The organism is Leifsonia sp. Ger2509 (genome assembly GCF_055231915.1).
The window spans coordinates 2,178,704-2,199,452 of record NZ_JBUYVB010000003.1; the positions used below are offsets into that span (position 1 = coordinate 2,178,704).

The 20,749-nt window shown below is 69.4% G+C and carries 18 protein-coding genes; 7 read left to right on the plus strand and 11 right to left on the minus strand.

Features of this window, described 5'->3' with window-relative positions:
* Positions 1 to 245 precede the first annotated feature (245 nt).
* Entirely contained in the window at positions 246 to 908 is a 663-nt protein-coding gene (locus ACV7NN_RS10700) for a response regulator (protein WP_463349561.1), read from the minus strand.
* Positions 905 to 2,041 carry a sensor histidine kinase gene (locus ACV7NN_RS10705; RefSeq protein ID WP_463349562.1) on the minus strand — a complete coding sequence of 379 codons (1,137 nt, stop codon included), beginning with the start codon at positions 2,039 to 2,041 and terminating at the stop codon, positions 905 to 907. The genes ACV7NN_RS10700 and ACV7NN_RS10705 overlap by 4 nt, the downstream gene beginning before the upstream one ends.
* Before the next feature lie 134 nt (positions 2,042 to 2,175).
* Between ACV7NN_RS10705 and ACV7NN_RS10710 the strand changes: the two genes are divergently transcribed.
* On the plus strand, positions 2,176 to 3,363 hold the full coding sequence (locus ACV7NN_RS10710; RefSeq protein WP_463349563.1) for a MarP family serine protease: 1,188 nt from the start codon (positions 2,176 to 2,178) through the stop codon (positions 3,361 to 3,363).
* Between the two features lie 230 nt (positions 3,364 to 3,593).
* Positions 3,594 to 4,625: an NADPH:quinone reductase gene (locus ACV7NN_RS10715; protein WP_463349564.1), complete on the plus strand. Its 1,032-nt coding sequence runs from the start codon at positions 3,594 to 3,596 to the stop codon at positions 4,623 to 4,625.
* A gap of 22 nt (positions 4,626 to 4,647) precedes the next feature.
* Here ACV7NN_RS10715 and ACV7NN_RS10720 read toward each other — a convergent pair whose 3' ends face one another.
* Both ACV7NN_RS10720 and ACV7NN_RS10725 read right to left on the minus strand, forming a co-directional pair.
* Entirely contained in the window at positions 4,648 to 4,992 is a 345-nt protein-coding gene (locus ACV7NN_RS10720) for a hypothetical protein (protein WP_463349565.1), read from the minus strand.
* 42 nt (positions 4,993 to 5,034) lie between these two features.
* Positions 5,035 to 6,429, minus strand: coding sequence for an MFS transporter (locus ACV7NN_RS10725; protein WP_463349566.1), 1,395 nt, complete (start codon positions 6,427 to 6,429; stop codon positions 5,035 to 5,037).
* An 89-nt stretch (positions 6,430 to 6,518) separates the two neighbouring features.
* On the opposite strand from ACV7NN_RS10725, the gene ACV7NN_RS10730 reads away from it, so the two are divergent.
* The 4 genes from ACV7NN_RS10730 (at position 6,519) to ACV7NN_RS10745 (ending at position 8,814) form a co-directional block, all read left to right on the plus strand.
* Complete coding sequence (locus ACV7NN_RS10730; RefSeq protein ID WP_463349567.1) at positions 6,519 to 7,064, plus strand: TetR/AcrR family transcriptional regulator; 546 nt, start codon at positions 6,519 to 6,521, stop codon at positions 7,062 to 7,064.
* A gap of 207 nt (positions 7,065 to 7,271) precedes the next feature.
* A complete protein-coding gene (locus tag ACV7NN_RS10735; protein WP_463349568.1) occupies positions 7,272 to 8,006 on the plus strand; it encodes an AzlC family ABC transporter permease in 735 nt (244 codons plus the stop codon).
* The gene (locus ACV7NN_RS10740) at positions 8,003 to 8,308 is read left to right on the plus strand and encodes an AzlD domain-containing protein (RefSeq protein WP_463349569.1); all 306 of its coding nucleotides are present in this window, start codon (positions 8,003 to 8,005) and stop codon (positions 8,306 to 8,308) included. The genes ACV7NN_RS10735 and ACV7NN_RS10740 overlap by 4 nt, the downstream gene beginning before the upstream one ends.
* 149 nt (positions 8,309 to 8,457) lie before the next feature.
* A complete protein-coding gene (locus ACV7NN_RS10745; RefSeq protein WP_463349570.1) occupies positions 8,458 to 8,814 on the plus strand; it encodes a hypothetical protein in 357 nt (118 codons plus the stop codon).
* On the opposite strand, the gene ACV7NN_RS10750 is transcribed toward ACV7NN_RS10745, so the two are convergent.
* The 7 genes from ACV7NN_RS10750 to ACV7NN_RS10780 form a co-directional block, all read right to left on the minus strand.
* Positions 8,811 to 10,586 (minus strand): DUF5605 domain-containing protein, encoded by a 1,776-nt coding sequence (locus ACV7NN_RS10750; protein ID WP_463349571.1) that lies wholly within the window; start codon positions 10,584 to 10,586, stop codon positions 8,811 to 8,813. The genes ACV7NN_RS10745 and ACV7NN_RS10750 overlap by 4 nt on opposite strands.
* A gap of 22 nt (positions 10,587 to 10,608) precedes the next feature.
* The gene (locus ACV7NN_RS10755; protein ID WP_463349572.1) at positions 10,609 to 12,162 is read right to left on the minus strand and encodes a glycoside hydrolase family 43 protein; all 1,554 of its coding nucleotides are present in this window, start codon (positions 12,160 to 12,162) and stop codon (positions 10,609 to 10,611) included.
* Positions 12,163 to 12,164: 2 nt separating this feature from the next.
* Positions 12,165 to 14,639, minus strand: a complete 2,475-nt coding sequence (locus tag ACV7NN_RS10760; RefSeq protein WP_463349573.1) for a glycoside hydrolase family 3 protein — start codon at positions 14,637 to 14,639, stop codon at positions 12,165 to 12,167.
* 59 nt (positions 14,640 to 14,698) lie between these two features.
* The gene (locus ACV7NN_RS10765) at positions 14,699 to 15,556 is read right to left on the minus strand and encodes an ATP-binding cassette domain-containing protein (protein WP_463349574.1); all 858 of its coding nucleotides are present in this window, start codon (positions 15,554 to 15,556) and stop codon (positions 14,699 to 14,701) included.
* Positions 15,553 to 17,379: a dipeptide/oligopeptide/nickel ABC transporter permease/ATP-binding protein gene (locus tag ACV7NN_RS10770; RefSeq protein ID WP_463349575.1), complete on the minus strand. Its 1,827-nt coding sequence runs from the start codon at positions 17,377 to 17,379 to the stop codon at positions 15,553 to 15,555. The genes ACV7NN_RS10765 and ACV7NN_RS10770 overlap by 4 nt, the downstream gene beginning before the upstream one ends.
* Positions 17,376 to 18,317 (minus strand): ABC transporter permease, encoded by a 942-nt coding sequence (locus tag ACV7NN_RS10775; RefSeq protein WP_463349576.1) that lies wholly within the window; start codon positions 18,315 to 18,317, stop codon positions 17,376 to 17,378. The genes ACV7NN_RS10770 and ACV7NN_RS10775 overlap by 4 nt, the downstream gene beginning before the upstream one ends.
* Before the next feature lie 73 nt (positions 18,318 to 18,390).
* Positions 18,391 to 19,905 carry an ABC transporter substrate-binding protein gene (locus tag ACV7NN_RS10780; protein ID WP_463349577.1) on the minus strand — a complete coding sequence of 505 codons (1,515 nt, stop codon included), beginning with the start codon at positions 19,903 to 19,905 and terminating at the stop codon, positions 18,391 to 18,393.
* A 124-nt stretch (positions 19,906 to 20,029) separates the two neighbouring features.
* Between ACV7NN_RS10780 and ACV7NN_RS10785 the strand changes: the two genes are divergently transcribed.
* Positions 20,030 to 20,641 carry a TetR/AcrR family transcriptional regulator gene (locus tag ACV7NN_RS10785; protein ID WP_463349578.1) on the plus strand — a complete coding sequence of 204 codons (612 nt, stop codon included), beginning with the start codon at positions 20,030 to 20,032 and terminating at the stop codon, positions 20,639 to 20,641.
* Positions 20,642 to 20,749: the final 108 nt, after the last annotated feature.

A 20,749-nucleotide genomic window follows, 5' to 3' on the forward strand; every position in this document is an offset into this window, starting at 1 on the left:
GGTCTCAGTATCCGCCCGGTCTGCCACTCCGGTGGCGCTGGTACCGCGCCCGGACCGTAGACTGCCGCGACCCCCGCACCCCCTGCGGCGGCCGCGGCAGTCACACGTGCGCGGAGTCCCCGTGCGACTGGCACAGCCGATCATGGCCCCCGCGGACTCCACGAACATGGCGACTCTATCGAGGGGGTTCGGCGGGGCGGTATAGGCCATTCGTCACATTCGCCATGAATGCATTCGAGGCGCCGCTAATCCGTCTCCGTCGTGAACATTCCGAGCAGCGCCGCTTTGCGCACCGCCTCCATCCGCGAGCGCGCGCCCAGCTTCGCGTAGATGCTGCTCGTGTGGCGCTTCACGGTTCCCTCTGCGATGTTCATGGCTCCGGCGATGTCGCGGTTCGTGCGCGCCTGGGCGAGCAGGTGCAGCACCTCCTCCTCGCGGGCGGACAGGATGGATGCGCGACGCCGCACGACCGGCGCGCTCGGTTCCGGGGCCGGTGCAAGGCCTCGCGCGACCGCACCGGCATGGAGCACCGACCGCACCAGTTCGGCGCTCGGCGTCGCCTTGGTGAGGTAGGCGAACGCCCCGACGGCGAGCAGTTCGTCCTTCAGCACGCTGTCCCGGTGCATGGTCAGTATCACGATCCGCGTGCGCGGGGACGACCGGTGGATGCGCGCCACCGTCGCCCGCGCCGGTGCGCCCTGCAGTTCCACGTCGAGCAGGAGGACATCCGGGTCGAGGGATGCGGTGAGCGCGACCGCATCTCCCGCGCTGCTGCCGTCCCCGACGACCACGATGCGCGGGTCGTGCCGGAGGATCGCAGCGACACCTTCGCGGAAGAGGTCGTGGTCGTCCACGATCAGGATCGTCACCGGGCCGACCCGACGGAAAGAGCCGGCCTTGCCCGTCACGAGCGCACCTCGCCGAGCGGCAGCGTCACCGTGATGCGCGTTCCGCCCGAGCCGGTCACGCAGTCGAGCGTCGCACCGATGGTCTCGGCGCGCTCCCTCATGCTGACCAGGCCGAGCCCTGCATCCGCCGCAGCGACAGGGTCGAAGCCCGGCCCGTTGTCCGCGACAGTGACCGTCAACTCGGCCGCCCAGTCGAGCCGCACGGTGATCGCGGTCGCGCCCTCGGCGTGGTCGCGCGCGTTTCGTATCGCCTCCCGCACGATCGCGAAGACCTCGTCTGCGATGTCGGACGGCAGGATGCGCGCCCGCCCGACCCGCTCGACGACGACCCGGTCTGACACCGCCTCCGAGTCGACCAGATAGTCGGCGATCGCGTCGTCGAGCACACGCTCCCCGACGAGCTGGCGCAGCTCGACGGCCATGTCCTGGACGTCCGCCAGGGCGCGCCGCAGCAGCGCTATCGCGTCGCGCAGGTGGGCATCGCGAGCTGTCGCGCTCGCCGCATTCGGGGTGCGCGCATCCGCGCCATCCGCACCGCGCGGATCCGCTGCAGTGCACCCGGCCGACCGGTCCGCGTCGTCGAGCGTCGCGAGCTCGACCCGCTGCAGCCCGGCGAGGATGCCGTGGGCGACGCGGTCGTGGAGCTCGCGGGAGACACGGCGCCTGCTGTCCTGGTTCGCGCTCGACAACCGGTCGCGGATGATCTCGACGTAGGCGATCGCGCCGGGAGGGAAGCGCCGCCAGATCGCGTGATGGAGGAGGCGGGCGATGAGCACGGCATCCGCGTCGCCTCCCGGCGCCTCCCGCAGCCGCTCCACGACGAGCGGCAGCGCCACCCCGAAAAGCACCTCTGCGGCCATAAGGCTCTCGGCCGGAGGAAGGTTCTGGAACGCGCGAAGCGTGCCCGTCGAAGCCAGGTCGGCGGGCTTGGCATAGTCGACGGAGACGAGGTCGAGCGGCCGGCCGGTTCGCGCGGCGTGGGCGCCGGCGAGTGTCTCACCGAGGATCGAGCGGGCGTTCGCCTCCAGCACCGGGTCGAGGCGGTCGTCGACGACGAGCCTGCTTCCCCGCTCTGTCAGCGCAGCCTGCAAAGCCCCGATGACGGCATCCGCCGCCGGGTCGTCGTTCACCATTGTCCCCCTGCTCCACTGCACTCTAGACCAGACGGTCTACCTGATGTCAAACGGGACTCCACAGACGCAAACCCATCGGCGCACATCCCGCGCGCCCGCAGCGTCCGCCCAGAATCGTACGACAGGGTGAACACGTGGAAATCGTGGTCGACGCCGTGCTCATCGTGCTCGCGGTGGTTGCATTCGCCGTCGGATGGTCGAACGGCGCCATCCGCCAGGCCGGTTCCCTCGTCGGGCTGGTGGTCGGGCTGTGGGCCGGACTCGCGCTCGCCCCGATCGTGGTCGGCTGGCTCGCGGCGATCGGCTGGACCGGGTTGTCGCAGCGCACGCTCGTGGCCGCTGTCGTGATCCTGGTGTGCGCATCCGTCGCCTACGGCCTCGCGACAGCGCTGGCCGGGATGCTCGGAAGACTCGTCAGGCACGGCCCGATCCGCTGGCTCGACTCGCTGGCAGGCTCGATCCTCGGGCTTCTCACGTGGGCTGTCCTCGTGTGGCTGTTCGCCGGGTTCGCGCAGGCGACCAACCTCGCCGCGGTCATGCAGGCGGCGTCGACGTCCCGTGTCGTCGCGACCCTGGACGCGATCGCGCCGGTGCCGTCGTCGTCCGTGCTGGGTGCCGTGGACGATGCGCTCTCACAGGCCGGGCTGCCGCAGGTGTTCGAAGGCGGCGAGTCGATCCGCACGATCGCAGCGCCGGACACCAGCGTGCCGGCCGCGGTCAACGCTGCGTCGGACTCGGTTGTGAAAATTCTCGCGTCGAAACCCGGCTGCGGCGTGGACTCCGAGGGCAGCGGATGGGTCGAAGCGCCCGGGCGCATCGTCACCAACGCGCACGTGGTCGCCGGATCCGACGCGATCTTCGTCAAAGACGTCAACAGCAGACGGTCGCTGCGCGCGACTCTCGTCGCGTTCGACCCGGAGCGCGACCTCGCGGTGCTGCAGGTCAACGGGCTCGCTGAGAAGGCGCTCCCCCTCGGCGCCGACCTCGCGTCGGGCGAGTCCGCCTACGCGGCGGGATACCCGGGCGACGGGCCGTACACGGTGAGCCCGGAGCGCGTGCGCGAGAAGCTCGTGGCGCGAGGCGGCGACATCTACCAGAGCGCGACGGTCGATCGCGAGATCTACTCACTGCGCGGCTCGGTGCGGCCCGGCAACTCGGGCGGACCGCTGTTCGACTCGGCCGGCAAGGTCGCGGGCGTTGTGTTCGCACGGTCGACGACCGATGCGCAGACGGGGTATGCGCTGACGCTCGCGGAACTGCGGCCGGTGCTGGCGAAGGCCGGGACGGCGCCGGTCAGCTCGGGTGGATGCGCGACCGAGTGAGCCGGCGCACGCGGTGCGTCCCAGCGCACGCGTTGCGAGCGAGCGCACACGTTGCGAGCGCACACGTTCTGTCCCAGCGCACGCCTTACGCCCCAGCGCACGCGTTGCGAGCGCACATGTTCTGTCCCAGCGCACACGTACCGTCCGAGCGCACACGTACCACCCTGTGCGCTCGTACCGAACGTGTGCGAGCGCCCCACGACAGCGGCCAATCGTGATTGGCTGAGACCATGAAGGCCGTCAGCTACCGCACCACTGGTCCGTCATCCGTCCTCGAGCTCGGCGAGCGTCCGGACCCACATCCGGGGCCGGGCGAGGTGAGGGTGCGCATCCACGTCTCCGGTGTGAACCCGACCGACTGGAAGGCGCGGTCCGGCGGGGGGCGGACCATCGAGCTGGGCGCACCGCAGGTGCCCGACCAGGACGGCGCCGGCGTGGTGGACGAGATCGGCGCGGAGGTCGGCGGATTTGCCGTGGGCGACCGCGTCTGGGTGTGGGATGCCGCCTACCAGCGACCGGACGGAACAGCGCAGGAACTCGTCGTGCTTCCGGTGCGGCACGTCGTGCACCTGCCGGACGATGTGAGTTTCGACGTCGGCGCGTCGCTCGGGATCCCTGCGCTCACCGCGCACATCGCACTCACCGCATCCGAACGGTCGCCTCGCGAGCTCGCCCCCGGTGCGCTCGCCGGCTGGACCGTGCTCGTCGCGGGCGGTGCGGGAGCCGTGGGCCACGCTGCGATCCAGCTCGCCTCGTGGGCGGGTGCCACCGTGATCACGACGGTGAGCAGCGCGGAGAAGGCGGCCCTGGCCCGCGCGGCGGGCGCGCACCACGTGGTCGACTACCGCGCCGAGGACGCTGCCACGGCGATCCGCGCCCTCGCACCCGCCGGGGTCGATCTGGTGGTGGAGGTGAACCCGGCGGCGAACCTCGGGCTCGACGCTGAGGTCGCGGCCCCCGATGCGACCGTCGCGATCTACGCGGACAACGGCGAGCCGGTGGTCGTCCCGGTGCGGCCGAGCATGGCGAAGAACCTGCGGTACCGGTACCTGCTCACCTACACGACGGCGGCGGATGCGAAGGATGCAGCCGTGCGCGCTGTCGCCGCTGCGGTCGCGGATGGGGTGCTCCCCATCGGCGCGGAAGCCGGCCTCCCGGTCACCCGCTTTCCGCTCGCTGAGACGGCGGCAGCCCACGACGCGGTCGAGGCCGAGACTGTGGGAAAGGTACTCATCGACGTGATGCCCGGTGCGACGGGGTGAGGGGGTGACGGGGTGAGCGAGCTCAGCGGGTGAGCGGCCGCAGGTCCTCGGGCATCGGAAACGGGAGCGGGTAGTAGACCTGAGGGGCGCCGACCGCACCCCAGTCGTCCTTCTTGGCGAGGATGCGGTGCGGCGACACCTCGGCGAGGCGCACCCGCAACCAGCTGCCGTCCGGCTGTCGAAGCTCGTAGAGGTCCGCCAGGTAGCCGATGCCGGTGTCGTCGAGCGTCGCTTCCGCGTGCATCCAGTCGACGGCGTCACTCAGCTCGCGCCCCAGCAGGTCGACGGGCACGAACCGTTCACCCTCCATGCGGATCCAGCCCACGCGTTCGCCGTCCGCCCGCCGGTGCTCGATCCAGTCCTCCACGGGCCCCACTCTACGGCCGCTCCGCTACCGCTCGACGGTTTGTTACTCCGCCGCGGCTGCCGCCACAGTCTTCACCCGGCCGGTGCGCAACTCGCCGGTGACCGGCAGCGCCGACCGCACGACGTGCGCACGCCGCAGCTGCACGACGAGGCCCGCAGCGGTCGCGAGCGCGGCGGCGAGTCCGTAGCCGATCACCGCATCCAGCAGCCCGACCACGCCGATCAGCTCACCGACGATCAGCGCCGGCACGCCGTACGCGAGGTAGTTGACGAGGTAGACGCCCGCGAACAGTTCCGCGCGCTGGTGGGCGGGGGCCAGCGGAGCGAGGATGCGCAGAGCACCCGAGAACGCCGCGCCGAAGCCCGCCCCGCCGAGCACTGCCCCGACGAAGAGCAGGGGCAGGATCCCGAACGCCACGGCCGAGACCGAGATGACGATTCCGACGACGACGGACGCCGCTCCCCAGATGGTGGCGGTCCGGGCGTGCACGCGTCCGAGCAGGAAGCCCGCGACGGCGCCGGCGGCCGGCTGGAGGGCGACGATCGCGCCGTTCACGAGTCCGCTGTCGATGTGGAAGACGCCGCGGATGATCGAGGGCGCGAGCCCGAGGAACAGGCCCGCGAGCATCCAGGTGCCGACCAGCACCGGGACGATCGCGCCGAACTCCGGTCGCGCCGCACGCGGGATGGACAGCCGCGGGATGAGCGACCGCACGGCTCCCGACCGCCTCGACACGGTTTCCGCCGACAGGGAGACGACGATGATCCCGAGGACGAAGACGACCGCGAGGAAGCTGAACACGATCACCGTGGGAACGGCGGTGAACTGCACCGCGGCGCCGGTGATCAGCGCCCCGAGGGCGAGTCCCCCGACGGGCGCGGTGCCGCCGATGACGGCGCCCAGCTTCTTGTGCTTCTCGGGTGCGAGTTCGACGATCGCGGCTGTGAACGTGCCGGTTGCGGCACCCGTCGCCACGCCCTGGATCGCGCGGGCGACGATGATCCACCCGATGTCCTGGGCGAACAGGAAGATGAGCATCGAGACGACCTCGAGCGCGAGGGCGCCGATCAGCACGGGCCGGCGGCCGATGTGGTCGGACAGCGAACCGGCGATGAGGAGGGTCACGAGCAGCGTGATGGCGTAGATCGCGAACGCGATGGTGAGGACCCACGCCGGGAAGCCCCACTCCTGCTGGTAGAGCACGAACAGCGGGCTCGGTGCGCCCGCGGCGAAGGTTACGCCCACGAAAGCGAGGGCAGCGCCGACGAAGGCGGCGACCGGTGAGAGCGTGCGGCGGGCTGCGCGCGCGGGGCGGATGCGGTCGGCGGATGCGGTCGCGGTGCCGGATGCGGTGACCGCCGCCTTCGCACGCGCCAGGGCCTCCTGGCAGCCGGCCGTGATGGCGATGGTTGCGCCGGTCTCGTTCACTGTGGACATCTCGACTCCTTAACGCAAATTCGGTTGCTTTACGGACGATATACCCATCCCGCCCACAAAAGCAACCAGATTTGCGTTAAGCTATTCCCATGGATACCACGACCACGCCGTCGAAGAGGACGGGCGGCCGCAGCGCCGCGGTCATGCACTCTGTGCGCACAGCCGTCGAAGAACTCGTCAAGGAGCGCGGCCGCGAGCGTGTCACCGTGCCGATGATCGCGGAACGCGCGGGCGTGAACCCCACGAGCATCTACCGCCGGTGGGGTGACCTGCCGACCCTGATCAACGACATCGCGACGTACCGCCTCGACCCGGAGCGGCCGCTGCCCGAGAGCGGGGACCTCCGTGACGACCTCACCGAGTGGGCGCGCGAGATCGTCGAGCACTACCGCAAGCCGGTGAACGCCGCACTTCTCCGCGGGGGCGCGGCCAATGCGGGCGCCACCGAATCCGACTGCCTCCGCAACCGTCGCGCCGAGGCGACGATGTTCCTCGACCGGTACCCGGGTTCGGAGGTCGACGCCCAGGAGATCATCGACGTCGTCGTCGCACCCATCATCTACCGGGTGATCTTCCAGCCCTGGACTCTCGACGACCACACCGCGGACACCGTGGTCGGCCGCCTCTTCGACTGAGCGCATCGCGCCCGCGCACCGCGGGGCTCTCGCCGCACTACTTCCGTGCGAGCGCACTAGTTCAAACACGTGCGGTGAGAGCGAAGTAGTGCGGCGAGACAAAAGTAGTGCGGGACACGGGCGGCGAAAGTGCGGCGAGAAACAGGACGTCCGGCGGGCGGCGGCAGCGCGGCGAGCGCCACCGCTGGCGGGATAGTCTGGCGAGTTATGAGCCGAACGCCAGCCCAGACCGCCGCCATGCGGTCGGGCATCGCGGTCGGCGTCGCCACCGCCGCGTACGGCATCTCGTTCGGGGCCCTCGCCACCGCATCCGGACTGGACGTCTGGCAGGCGTGCGTGCTCAGCCTGGTGATGTTCAGCGGCGGTTCCCAGTTCGCGCTGATCGGCGTGCTGGCGTCCGGTGGAACCGCAGCCGGAGCATCCGCCATCGCCGGCGCCGCCCTGCTCGGTTCGCGCAACACCTTCTACGCGCTGCGGCTCTCGCGCATCATCGGTCCCGGCTTCTTCAAACGCGCCGCCGCCGCCCCGCTCACGATCGACGAGTCCACGGCGGTCGCGACCTCGCAGACCGATCCGGCAGCGCAGCGTCTCGGCTTCTGGGTCACGGGCATCACGGTGTACGTCGGGTGGAACCTCATGACCCTCGCCGGCGCCCTGCTCGGCAACCTCATCGGTGACGTCAGTGCGTACGGTCTGGATGCTGCTGCCGCCGCCGCATTCCTCGGCCTGCTCTGGCCGCGGCTCAAGGCCCGCCAGACCCAGGCGGTCGCCGTCGCCGCCGGCTTCGTCGCCACACTGCTGACCCCGTACCTGATGCCGGGCCTTCCCGTGCTGGCCGCGGCAGCCGTGGCGATCATCGTCGGAGTGTTCAACCTGTTCGGCACGCGCGGCGGTCCGCCCAGCCCGGAGGCCATCCCGATGGAGCGGGAGGTGGAGCCGTGAGCACGTGGGACATCATCCTGCTCGCGTCCATCGCCGTTCTGGGGCTGAAGGTGCTCGGCTGGCTGGTCCCGCCGAAGACGCTCGACCACCCGACGGTCGCACGCGTCAGCGACCTGCTCACGGCTGCGCTGCTCGCCGCACTGATCTGCGTCCAGACGTTCGGCGCGGGGCAAGGCCTGCAGCTCGACGCCCGGCTCCCCGCCGTGGCGATCGCGGCAGGCCTGTACGCGCTGCGGGTGCCGTTCATCGTGGTGGTGCCGGCCGCGGCGATCGTCGCAGCGCTCATCCGCCTCGTCACCTGACGCGCCGCCCTGGAAAAGTGCGAAAAGTGGCGTAACCGGCGGGCGAACCCCACTTCTGGCACCTCTCGCCGCGGGGCCGGGGATGTCGTCCGCCGCTTCTACACTCAGGAGCGCAGCGGGCCGGGCTGCCGACAGCAGGAAGGAGCTCCGTGTCCGTATGGCATCCGGTCGCGAACGCGCACACGTCGGAATGGACACTGCGCCAGGGCGAGCTGGGCCAGCCGTACGCGGTGGTGCGGCGGTTCGCGTTCGGCGATCCGAACCATCCGGAGGTCTGGTTCCGCGTGGTGACCTGGGCGCCGACCTCCGACGGGCGCGAACTGATCGGATGGTGCCGCACCCTCGAGGCGGCCACGACGGCAGGCTGGGACCACCGTTGCGCCTACGAATCGTGGCGCCACCACATGGCCTCGAAGCGGACGGATACGGCGACCATGTCCCGCCTGCGTCCGCCGGCCGCCGAGCTCGTGCGCTTTTACCGCACCGCGCTGAAGCGCACCAGCTAGGGGGCGGCGACGAGCCGCACGGCCATGTACTGCCGCGACGGCAGCGGCACCCGGAACGTCCCTTCGAAGACCCCGTCGAGCCGCTCGACGGTCATCCCCCAGGTGTCGATGACGTCGACCGTGTAGCGGCGCCCGCGCGGGGCGGTCACGGTGCGGAAGCTCGGCCGGTTGAAACCGACGTAGGCGATCAGGTACTCCCCCGCCACTCCGCCCCACGGAACATCCCATTCGCCGGGCAGCGGGTCGAGCACACCGGTCGGCGACTGGGCGATGAGGTCGCCGAGGAACCGGATGCGCGCTGGCGACTCTCCGACGAGATCGCCGCCTTTCGACCACCACAGCTCTTCGCGGTCATTGAGGTAGGTCTCGCCATGGCCGACGTATCCGCCGCGCACCGCGCCCTCCCAGAACCGGCGGGTCATCTCCTCCGCGGTGATGTTGCCCCAGCCCTGGTCGATGTCGCCTTCGTAGGCGCATTCGTCGATGACGACCGGCTTGCCCCACTGGTCGCGCCACGCATCCGTGTTCTCCGCTGTGCGGTAGACATCGATGCGCTGCACGCTCGCGTGGGTGACCCACGGCCTGCTGTAGTCGTAGAACCCGAAGCAGTTGTGGATCGAGAGCAGGTGGTGCGCAGGGTCCTCGGCCACGATGATGGCGGCGAGCCGTTCCCAGTCGTCGATGGTCTTCGACCACAGCAGGTCGTATTCGTTGGCGAGCGACCACCACACCGACCGGTAGGCGCCGAGGCGGCGGACGAGGTAGCGCACGTAGCGGTCGTCGGCCGCGCGCCCGAGCTCTGAGAACCCCCAGCGGTCGTAGGCGTGGAAGAGGATGAGGTCGGCCTCGATCCCGAGCTGGGCGAGCTGCGGGATGCGCTGCTCGAGCAGGGCGAAGTAGGCCGGGTCGAACCGCGTGGTGTCGAACGTGCCGTCCTCGCGCTGGACGAACGGGTACACCTCCGGGTCGTTCGTGTTGTAGAGGTACGCCTTGGGGAAGACGCACATGCGGAGCTTCGTGAACGGCGACGTGGCGAGGGTGTCGAGCGTCGCCTCCTGCAGCGGCTCCGGCTGGTGCGTCCACGCGTAGGCGGTCGTGCCGAGCGGAAGGTAGCGCGTGCCGTCGGCGTACGCGAAGTGGAAGGTGTCGGCGACGCGGACCGGCCCGGCGTTGCCCGCATCCGGGCCCGTGACCACGAAGGCGCCGGAGAGGCCGTCGAGCGAACGGGCGGTCGAGGTCGTCGTGAACGTCCATTCGCCATCGCTCTCGGGCATGAACCGCACCCGGTAGAGCCCGTCGCCGTCGTAGAAGCCGCCCACCTTCACGACGGCGCCATCCACGCCCGCCGCCCCGGCATTGCGGACGAACGTCGCCGTCAGCTCCACGTCCACGAACGGGTTCCCGTGTGCCGGCCCGTCGAGCAGCAGCTCGAAGACCCCCCAGCGCTCGACGGCTCCGGGATGCGTGCTCCGCGCTGACCCGCGCTCGACGGCGTCGGTCTCGTAGTCGGTCCGCGGCTCGATCGCCGGCTCCTCCACGCGCTCGGCGACCCCATCCGCTTCGATCGCCGCGAGCTCCTCCCACAGCGTCTCGATGTCCGCCGGCTCGGGGCGCTCCATACCGATCGACGTGATCTGGCCGATGGAGAGGTACCGCAGCTGGGTGAGCATCGGCGAGTTGAGCACGCCGGGAAGCGCCCGCTGCACCGCCCCGCGCGCCTCCGTGTTGTCGAGCAGGTCGATCAGCAGCGATTCTTCGGTGAAGCCTGCCATGGTTTCTCCTCGTCGGTTTCGGTCAGTCTTCGGAGCCGCGATACCGCAGCCCGGCGAAGGCGACGCGCCCGGTCGTCGCGTACAGGCCCACGACGCGGCCGGTGAAGGATGCTGCGGTCTCGGCGGACAGGTACCGCCCGTCGACATCGGCCAGGGTGACCGTCTTGCCTCCGGCGCTCGCCTGGAGCAGCACCCGGTCGCTCGTCATCATCCCCGGGCCGAAGCCGCCGCTCGGTGGCACCGCGTCGATGATGAGCTCGACCGGGCCGGCGGGGAGCATGACCGACCATTCCTGCACCAGGCCCGCCAGCCTCGCCCGCGCGACCACGACGGTCGCCTCCGGCCCTCCGGTCGCTTCGATCTCGTAGTGGTGGTCTTCGTCGTAGCGTGACGCGATCCCTCCAGTGCCCTGCGTCACGTCGGCGGTCGTCGCGAAGCGTGCGGTCTGGTTGAGCTGGCGGCGGCCGACGAACTGCGGCCTCGGGGAGTCCATCGTCGAGCCGTCGCCGGTCAGCACCAGGCGTCCGTCGACGTCGAACTTGGCGACATGCGCGGGTTCCCGGCGGATGGCCAGCCACCCGTCGTCGAGCGTCTGCCGGCCTTCCAGGTCGTGGAAGGCGAGGTCGTATTCGATGACGCCCGGCCGGGGACGCAGCTCGACGGGCTGGGCGACGGGCTGGGCGACGGGCCAGCCGTCGACCCAGTCGATGCGGCTGACGAACGTTTCGCGCCCGAGAGCCGAGAACGCCTGCGTCATACCGCGCGGGCGCATCCCGAGCAGCACGATGGAGGTGCCGCCGTCCGGTGTCTCGACGAGGTCGCCGTGCCCGGTGTTCTGGATGGGGCGCGCGGTGCTGCGGGCGCTGAGGATCGGATTCGACGCGAAGCCCTCGAAAGGCCCGTACGGCGACACACCACGGGCGATGCTCACGCTGTGCCCGCGTTCGGTGCCGCCCTCGGCGATCATCAGGTACCAGAAGTCGCCGCGCTGGTAGAGGTGCGGCGCCTCCGGGAACTTGAGCCCGGTCCCCGACCAGAGCGAGCGCGGCTCTTCCAGGGCACGCCCGGCCTCGAGGTCGACCCGCACCTGCTGCACGCCGTGATGCGCGCCCAGATCGGGTCCCGTCGTCATGAGCCCGGAGAAGGTGACGATCGCAGTGCCGTCCTCATCCCACGCCAGGTCGGGGTCGATGCCGTCGATACCGTCGATGACCGTCCCGTCGCTCCACGGACCCGCCGGGTCGCTCGCGGTGAAGACGATGCAGCCGCGGCCCATCGCGATGGTGACGATCACGTAGAAGACGCCGTCGCGGTAGCGGATGGTCGGCGCCCAGACCCCACCGCCCGTCGGAACGTCCTCGACGCCGAGCTGCTCCATGCGGGTGGCCACGTTGCCGATCTGCGTCCACTCGACGAAATCGGTGCTGTGGTAGACCGGGATGCCCGGCAGGTATTCGAACGTCGACGTGACGATGTAGAAGTCGTCCCCGACGCGCACGACGCTCGGGTCCGGATTGAAGCCGGGGATGAGCGGATTCGGGTAGTCGACGCGGGCGCCGTCTGCGGACTTCGTCATAGTCAGGCCTCCAGTCGCACGGTCGTGTCGAGCGGCAGGTCGACGACCGATGTTCCGATCCGCAATGTAAACGCTCCAGGCTCGTACGTCCATCCCTTCTCCCAGTGGGCGAAGGCGCGGACCGGGATGTCGATGTCGACGGTCGCGGTCGTTCCCGCATCCACCCGGACCGGCGCGAAGCCGGCCAGCCAGCGCACCGGCCGCTCGATCGTGCTGTCCGCCCGCTCGGCGTACACCTGCACGACCTGCTTGCCGGCCCGCGTGCCGCGGTTGGCGACATCGACAGTGACCCGGAACGATCCGTCGGCCGCGGCGACCGTCGCCGGGGCGGAGCTCGTCGTCGGCTCGATGCGCGTATAGCCGAGTCCATGGCCGAACGGGTAGGCGGGAGTGCGCCCGGAGCGGAGCCACGCGCGGTAGCCGATGTGGATGCCCTCGTCGTAGACGAGCACACCGTCGGTGGGCGTGGTCTCGATCACGGGCACGTCGGACTGTTCGGCCGGCCACGTGGTGGGCAGGCGCCCGCCGGGTTCGACGGCCCCGAGCAGCACGTCGGCGATCGCGTTGCCGAACTCCTGGCCGCCGAAGTAGCCGACCAGCACGGCCGCGACCTGGTCGCGCCACGGCAGCAGCACAGGCGAGCCCGCGTTGACCACGACGACCGTGCGCGGGTTGGCCGCGGCGACAGCTCGAACGAGGTCGTCCTGCCGGCCGGGGAGAGCAAGCGATCCGCGGTCGTACCCTTCGGATTCGACGCGCGAGTTGGTGCCGACGACGACGAGCGCCACGTCGGCTGCGCGTGCGGCCTCGACCGCTTCGTCGATCAGTGTCTGCGGATCGGTGTCGTCCGGTTCGAGGCCGAAGGTGAACGCCAGCGCGTTGGCGAGCGCCCCGACACGGTCGAGCAGGTCGTATTCGACGCGGACGCGCACGGGCGCCCCGGCGGTGACGGCGACGGGAGCCGAGACCGAGGGCGGGGAAAGGAGCGCTGCGCCGAGGTCGGTCCCTTGGGGGATGACCGTCGCGTCGACGGCGAGCTCATCGTCGAGGTAGACGCGCGCCGTGCCGGACGCGGCGAAGCCGATCCGCACCACGTCGGTGACGTCCGGCGTGTAGACGGTCTCGAGGTCGAGCGTCGCAGAGTCGCCGATCGGCGCATCCCCACCGAACCAGACGAGCGAGGTTGCCAGGCGGTCCTCGGAAAGCAGGTCGTTTCCGTCCGCGTCGCGGAAGCTGATGCGAATGCCCGGCTTCCCCGTCACCGGATTGGTCAGCTGCGCGAGCGGGAACGGCGCGATCCCCTCCTGCACGACGGCGCCGATCGCGTAGGAGACCGACGCCTCCGGCAGTGCAGTGCGGATCCCTTCGAGCGGCGAGACGACGTGCTCCGGAATCACTGTCGCACTACCGCCGCCCTGGCTGCGGGCGAGATCGGCGTTGTGGCCGATGACCGCGACGGAGTCGAGAGCGGTCGCGCTCCACGGCAGTTCCGACCGGTTGGCCAGCAGCACGGTTCCGGCGGCGGCCGCCTCGCGCACGAACGCGATGCCGTCCTCGACCTCGGTCGGCTCCGCGGCGACGGGATCGAACCCCTCGAGCGCCCCGACCCGGGCGGCGAGCCGCAGGATACGCAGCACCTTGCGGTCGATGTCGGCCTCGGCGACGCTTCCCTCGCGCACCGCGGCGACCAGCGCATCCCCCCAGGGGCCGTCCGGGCCGGGCATGACGAGATCCTGGGATGCGCGGGCGCTGGCCAGGCTGCGCACGGCGGTCCAGTCGCTGATCACCACTCCGTCGAAGCCCCATTCGCTGTTGAGCGGCGTCTCGAGCAGGTCGCTCTCGGTGGCGGTGACGCCGTTGATCGAGTTGTACGCGCTCATGACCAGCCACGCGTGGGAGTCGACGATCGCCTTCTCGAACGCCAGCAGGTACAGCTCGCGCAGCGGGCGCTCGGCGACCCGGACGTCGACGGTGAACCGGTCGGTCTCCGAGTCGTTGGCGATGTAGTGCTTCGGGGTCGCGCCGACGCCGTTCGCCTGCACACCGTCCACATAGGCGGCGGCGAGTTCTGCGGTGAGCACCGGGTCCTCGCTGAACGCTTCGAAGTGGCGGCCTCCGAGCGGGGAGCGGTGCAGGTTGATGGTCGGGCCGAGCACGACATCCACACCTTTGCGCCGCGCCTCGACGGCAGCGGCCGCGCCGTAGCGTCGGGCGAGGGCAGGGTCCCAGGCCGACCCGAGCGCGGTCGCCGACGGCAGGTTGAGCGACGGGCTGCGCTCATCCCACACCTCGCCGCGCACGCCGGACGGGCCGTCGGAGACGAGGATGCGCCGCAGCCCGATCTTCTCGATCGGCCAGGTGTTCCAGAAGTCGCGGCCGGTGAGCAGCCGCACCTTCTCTTCGAGCGTGAGCTGGTCGAGAAGGGCGCTCAGGCGCTCCTCCGTGTCGGAGGTGGCGGTGATGGTGTCGTAGGTCATGGTGACTCCTCGAGCTGTCGAGCGGATGCGGATGCTGTTGTCGATGCGGATCGGGCCACCTAGACGCCCGCCTGGAGGTCCTGCTCGGCGTGCGCCGCCAGCAGGCGCCGGCGATCGGCACGACGCTGCTCCTGGCGGTCCGGGTCGGGCACCGGAGCCGCCAGGAACAGGCGCTGGGTGTACGGATGCTCGGGGCGGGCCGTGACCTGGTCGCCACTTCCCCACTCCAAGATCTCTCCGTGGTACATGACCGCGACGCGGTGGCTGAGGTTCCGCACCACGGCGAGGTCGTGCGAGACGAACAGGTAGGCGACCCCCGTGCGGTCCTGGATGTCCTTGAACAGGTCGAGCACCCGCGCCTGCGTCGACAGGTCGAGCGCGGACACCGGCTCGTCGCACACGATCAGCCGCGGCTGGAGCGCGAGCGCGCGGGCGATGGCGATGCGCTGCCGCTGGCCGCCGGAGAATTCGCGCGGCAGGCGACCGGCAGCGCTGGCCGGCAGGCCGACCTGGTCGAGCAGGTCGCGCACCCGCTTCGAGGCCTCCTTGCCCGGAACCTTGCGCACGGTCAGCGGCTCGACGAGGATCTGCTCGATCGTCAGCGACGGGTTCAGCGACGTGTACGGATCCTGGAACACGACCTGGATCTCGCTGGACAGCGCCCGGCGGTCCTTGCGGCCGAGCCGGCTGATGTCCCGGCCCTTGTAGCGGATGGCTCCGCCGGTGACCGGGGCGAGCCCCAGCACGGCGCGACCCAGCGTCGTCTTGCCCGACCCCGACTCGCCCACCAGACCGACAGTCTCGCCGGGCCGGATGTCGAGGGAGACGCCCTTCAGCGCCGTGAAGGGCTCCTTGCGGAATCCCTTCACCGGATATTCGACGACGACCTCGTCGACGTCGAGCAGCAGCTCGCTCATGACCGTTCTCCTTCGATGGTCGCACCGGCCGGAACGAGCTCTCCGCGGGCTTCGCCCTCTTCGAGGATGTCGTCGAACAGCGCCTTCGTGTACTCGTGCTCGGGGTCGGCGAAGATCGCACGCACCGGACCGGACTCGACGATGCGCCCGTTGCGCATCACCGACACCCGGTCGCACAGGTCGGCGACGACGCCGAAGTTGTGCGTGACGAGCACGACGCCCATGTTCAGTTCGTCCTGCAGGGCACGCAGCAGGTCGAGGATGTCGGCCTGCACCGTCACGTCGAGGGCCGTGGTCGGCTCGTCGGCGATCAGCAGGTCGGGGTTGCACGAGATCGCGCCGGCGATCAGCACGCGCTGGGCCATGCCACCCGACACCTCGTGTGGGTACGCTGCGAACGTGCGCTGCGGGTTCGGTATGCCGACCTTCGCCAGCAGTTCGAGCGCGCGCTTCTTCGCATCCTTCTTCGAGATCCCGAGGCACACCCGCATCGGTTCCACCAGCTGGCTGCCGATCGTGAACGAGGCATCCAGGTTCGACATCGGCTCCTGCGGGATGTAGGCGATACGGCGACCGCGCAGGCGCGTCATCGCCTTCTCGGTCGCGTCGGCGAGGTCTTCGCCCTCGAAGCTGATCGAGCCTCCGGTGACCCGGCCGCCGTCGGGCAGCAGCCGGAGCACCGACCACGCGGTCTGGGTCTTGCCCGAACCGGATTCTCCGATCAGGCCGTGGACCTCACCGCGCCGCACCTCGAGCGAGACGTCGTTGACGACATGCTTGATGGAGCCGTCGGGCTGGTCGTACCCGACCGACAGGTGCTCGATCGACAGCAGCACCTCGCCGACCCCTTCGAGGGTGCGCGCGTCGTCCGGGTGGCGCACGACCGTTTCGTGCACGATGCCGGTGTCGGTCTTCGCTGCGGCCTTGCGCTTCTTCGGGCTGGCGCTGCGCTCGAGCTCGTCGCGCATGGCGTTGGCCAGCAGGGTGAGCGCGATGCAGGTCAGGGCGATCGCGAGGCTCGGCCACAGCATGAGCAGCGGATCCTTGTAGATGTTCGCGAAGCCGTCGTTGAGCATGGAACCCCAGGTCGGGATGTTCATGTCGCCGAGGCCCAGGAAGTCCAGTCCGGCCTGCACGGCGATCGCGATCCCGGTGACCATCGCGGCCTGGATGATGACGGGTGCGCGCACCACGGTCAGGATGTGACGGCCGATGATGCTGCCGTCGCCGAGACCCGAGACACGGGCAGCGTCGACGTACAGCTCGTTGCGCACGGCGGTCACCGAGGCGTAGACGAGCCGGAAGAACGCGGGAGACAGGATGATTCCGAAGATCACCATGGATGCCCACAGCGACGGGCCGATCACGGCGCGGGCCGCCAGCAGGACGACGATGCCGGGCAACGCCATCAGCAGGCTGGTCAGCCAGGACGAGACGGAGTCGAACCACTTGCCGTAGTAGCCGGCGAAGAGTCCGCCGGTCACACCGATGATCGCAGCCACGATGAGGGCGACGAGAGCGCCGGCGAGACTGAAGCGGGTCGCATAGAGGAGCCGGCTCAGCACATCCCGGCCCGCGCTGTCCGCGCCGAGCGGATGCTTGGCACTGATCGGATCCAGCACATCGTTGAGGGACGCGGCGTTCGGGTCGTGCGACGCCAGCCACGGAGCGAGGATGGCGCTGAGCACGAGGAGCGCGAGGAACAGCATCGCGACGAGGCCGAGCGGGTTCTTCAGGAGCCGGCGGAACAGGGAGACCCTGGCGCCGCTCTCCTCGACCGCGATGGTCAGGGACGGGTCGGGCATGGGAGCCGATTGAGTCATGAGAGACGCACCTTCGGGTTGAGCCAGCCTTGGAGAAGGTCGATGAGGAGGTTGACGACCACGACGATGATCGCGGTCACGACGACGAGCCCCATGACGAGCGGGATGTCGCCTTGCGTGGTGGCGGTGACGGACACCTGGCCGAGACCGGGGATCGCGAAGATCTGCTCCACGATCACCGCCCCGCCGAGGAGGCCGACGAACTGCACGGCCAGGACGGCGAGCGCGGGTCCGCCGGCGTTGCGGAGCACGTGCTTGTAGATGACCCGGTTCGCCGAGAGGCCGCGGCTGCGGAGGGTCCGCACGTAGTCCTGGCGGAGGGCGTCGATGACGGAGCCGCGGATCTGCTGGGTGACGCCGGCGATGCTGCCGATCGCCAGCGCGATGATCGGGAGGGTGACCGTCGACAGCCAGCCCGACGGCGAATCCGTGAACGGGATGTACCCCGTCGGCTTGAACCAGTGCAGGTTGATGGCGAAGATCAGCACGAGCGCGAGAGCGATGAGGAAGCCGGGGATGGCGAAGCCGAGAACCGACAGCACCTGGACGCTGCGGTCGACGCCGCCGCGGCGGACAGCGGCCCAGACGCCGAGGATGACGGCGACGATCGCGCTGAGCACGGTCGCGCCGATCACGATCGAGAGCGTGACGGCGGCACGCGACGTGATCGCGTCGGTGACGGGCTGGCCGGTGAACCACGAGTCGCCGAAGTCGCCGTGGATGGCGTTGCCGAGCCAGTCGATGTACTGGACGATCAGCGGGCGGTCCAGTCCGAGGCTCTGCGCCTTCGCCTCGACGGTGGCCTGGGTCGCGGAGGTTCCGAGGATGCGGCGGGCGATGTCGCCGCCGCCGAGATAGAGCAGCACGTAGGCGATCGTCGTGATGACGAACAGCAGCACGATGCCCGAGAACAGGCGTCTGAGGATGAATCTCAACATTGAAGTTTCCTCTGTTGGCTAGGAGTGCAGGAACCGGGTCGCACCGGAGAGCGATGCGACCCGGTCAGTCACCTCAGGACTTGGGAACGATGTTCCAGAGGTAGGGATAAGCGTTACCGGTCTGCACGGTGACCTTCGTGTTGGCGTCGCTGACGAAGCTCGACTGCATCCGGTACCAGGGGGCGAACCAGGCCTGCTCGACCACGTACTTGTTGAGCGACTTGACCGCCGCATCCGACTCCGACTGCGAGCCCTTGTGGATGGTCTGGATCAGCGCGTCGACCTTGGGGTCGGAGTAGTGGAACGGGTTGAACGTGGCGCCCTTGGAGATCTGGAAGTTGATCAGGGCCCAGTCGGGGTCCTGCTGCAGGATCATGTAGGTGGCCGCGTACTTGGGGGCGAGGATGTCGCTGATGAAGTTGTTGCCGGCGTCCGTGAAGTTCACGGTGATGCCCACATCCTTCAGCTGCTGTCCGATGAGGGTCCAGACGGTCGCTCCGAGGAGGTTGCTCGACGGCATCGAGATCGTCAGGCCGCTCGCGTAGCCGGCCTCCTTCAGGAGCTCCTTCGCCTTGGCCGGGTTGTACGCGTAGAACGAGTCGAGGCTGGAGTCGTATCCGACCGAGCTCTTCGGGAAGACCTGGGTGGTCGGTGTCCCGTAGCCCTGGCCGACGGCCTTGAGCAGTGCCTTGGTGTCGAACGCGTAGTTGATGGCCTGGCGCACGCGCACATCCTTCAGCGCCGGATTCATCGTGCCCCCGCGGTCGAAGAGGATGAGGCCGTTCCAGTTCAGCTCGAGAGGCCAGACCGTGAAGCCGCTCGCCTTGATCTGGTCGAGGTCGTTGTTGTTCGGCGTGTTGGAAGCGTTGACCTGGCCGCCCTTGATCGCGTTGAGGAGCGAGGTCGGGTCGCTGTAGACGTTCATCACGATCTTGTCGTAGTGGACGCTCGCTGTGTCCCAGTACTTCGGGTTCTTGTCGAAGACGTAGGACGTTCCGACGACGGTCTTGCCGGTGTCGAGCGTGTACGGCCCGGAACCGACCGGGTCGGTCTTGATGGTCGAAGAGGTGAAGGCCTTCGGGCTCTCCTGAAGGCCGGCGTTCTGCGTGAGGTAGGTGAGCAGGGCCGGGTTCGACTGCTTGAGAGTCAGCTTGACGGTGGTGGGGTCAACCGCTTTGGCGTCGGCCAGGTCGGCGAGGAACGCCTTGTTCGGCGAGTTGCCGTCACGGAAGCGGGTGAGGTTCTGTGCGGCGGCATCGGCGTTGAAGGCCGTTCCGTCGGTGAACTTCACGTCGGTGCGGAGGGTGAGGGTCAGTACCGTCTTGTCGGCGTTGTACGACCACTTGGTTGCGAGCCCCGGCTTGATGTCGCCGTTCGGGTCTGCTTTGAGCAGGGTGTCGTAGACCGCCTGCATGTAGGGCGACTCGTTCGCCCAGTTGGAGTCCTGCGCCGAGAAGGTCGTTGCGGGGACGAGCAGGCCCAGGGTGAGGGTCTGCGATGAGCCGCTCGACGAGTTGTTGGAAGCGCATCCAGCAAGCCCGAGAGCGACGACGGCTGCAAGGGCCGCCAGCCTCTTCCATCGGAACATCATTGTCTCTTTCGTTGGGGCAGTCCGCAGTCGGACCATCTGTTGGTGAATGAAAGTAACACGAAAACCGAATAAGCACTAGGTTTTTGTTTCGATCGCTTCACAACGCTGGTAACCTCTCGCCATGAGCACCACGACAGGCAAGGTGCGCGGTTCCTACGCGAAGACGCCCGCGCGCCGCCGCGAGATCCTCGAGGCCGGCATCGAGGTCTTCTCGACCTCCGGCTTCCGCAGCGGCTCGATCCGCGAGATCGCCGAACGGGTGGGCATGAGCCAGGCCGGCCTGCTGCACCACTTCTCGAACAAGAGCGAACTGCTGGCCGCCGTGCTCGAACTGCGCGACGACCGGTCTGCCGAAGTCGTGCCCATCGACGACGAGCACGCAGGCATCGAGACGATCCGCGGCTTCGTCCGGCTCATCGAATACAACGCGACCGTGCCCGGCCTCGTCGAGCTGCACTGCACGCTCTCGGCGGAGGCGACGTCAGCCGAGCATCCCGCCCACCAGTACTTCATCGACCGGTACGCCTTCGTGGTGCGCCAGATGACGAAGGCGTTCGAGCGGATGCGCGACGCCGGCCAGCTCACCGACGACATCACTCCCGAGGGCGCGGCGCGGGCGATGGTCGCGCTCTCCGACGGCCTGCAGGTCCAGTGGCTGCTCGACCGCGCGAGCGTCGACATGGCCGAGGAGATGCGGCGCTACCTGCGCGGCATCCTGACAGTCGCGCTGTAGCGCGCTCGCGTTCGCGCACCCCCGCATTTGCGAGTCGAGTGGGCGCTAACTCCCCTATGGGCGCGCCGTTTCGGTCGGTTAGTGACGACTCGGCGGGCTGGGCGGCGG

What these genes read in the sequence shown, in the direction of transcription:
- ACV7NN_RS10705 (WP_463349562.1), bottom strand. Translation starts at nt 2,041, where the DNA reads ATGGTGAACGACGACCCGGCGGCGGATGCCGTCATCGGGGCTTTGCAG.
- ACV7NN_RS10715 (WP_463349564.1), top strand. Translation starts at nt 3,594, where the DNA reads ATGAAGGCCGTCAGCTACCGCACCACTGGTCCGTCATCCGTCCTCGAG.
- ACV7NN_RS10725 (WP_463349566.1), bottom strand. Translation starts at nt 6,429, where the DNA reads ATGTCCACAGTGAACGAGACCGGCGCAACCATCGCCATCACGGCCGGC.
- ACV7NN_RS10730 (WP_463349567.1), top strand. Translation starts at nt 6,519, where the DNA reads ATGGATACCACGACCACGCCGTCGAAGAGGACGGGCGGCCGCAGCGCC.
- ACV7NN_RS10735 (WP_463349568.1), top strand. Translation starts at nt 7,272, where the DNA reads ATGAGCCGAACGCCAGCCCAGACCGCCGCCATGCGGTCGGGCATCGCG.
- ACV7NN_RS10750 (WP_463349571.1), bottom strand. Translation starts at nt 10,586, where the DNA reads ATGGCAGGCTTCACCGAAGAATCGCTGCTGATCGACCTGCTCGACAAC.
- ACV7NN_RS10755 (WP_463349572.1), bottom strand. Translation starts at nt 12,162, where the DNA reads ATGACGAAGTCCGCAGACGGCGCCCGCGTCGACTACCCGAATCCGCTC.
- ACV7NN_RS10760 (WP_463349573.1), bottom strand. Translation starts at nt 14,639, where the DNA reads ATGACCTACGACACCATCACCGCCACCTCCGACACGGAGGAGCGCCTG.
- ACV7NN_RS10765 (WP_463349574.1), bottom strand. Translation starts at nt 15,556, where the DNA reads ATGAGCGAGCTGCTGCTCGACGTCGACGAGGTCGTCGTCGAATATCCG.
- ACV7NN_RS10770 (WP_463349575.1), bottom strand. Translation starts at nt 17,379, where the DNA reads ATGACTCAATCGGCTCCCATGCCCGACCCGTCCCTGACCATCGCGGTC.
- ACV7NN_RS10775 (WP_463349576.1), bottom strand. Translation starts at nt 18,317, where the DNA reads ATGTTGAGATTCATCCTCAGACGCCTGTTCTCGGGCATCGTGCTGCTG.
- ACV7NN_RS10780 (WP_463349577.1), bottom strand. Translation starts at nt 19,905, where the DNA reads ATGTTCCGATGGAAGAGGCTGGCGGCCCTTGCAGCCGTCGTCGCTCTC.
- ACV7NN_RS10785 (WP_463349578.1), top strand. Translation starts at nt 20,030, where the DNA reads ATGAGCACCACGACAGGCAAGGTGCGCGGTTCCTACGCGAAGACGCCC.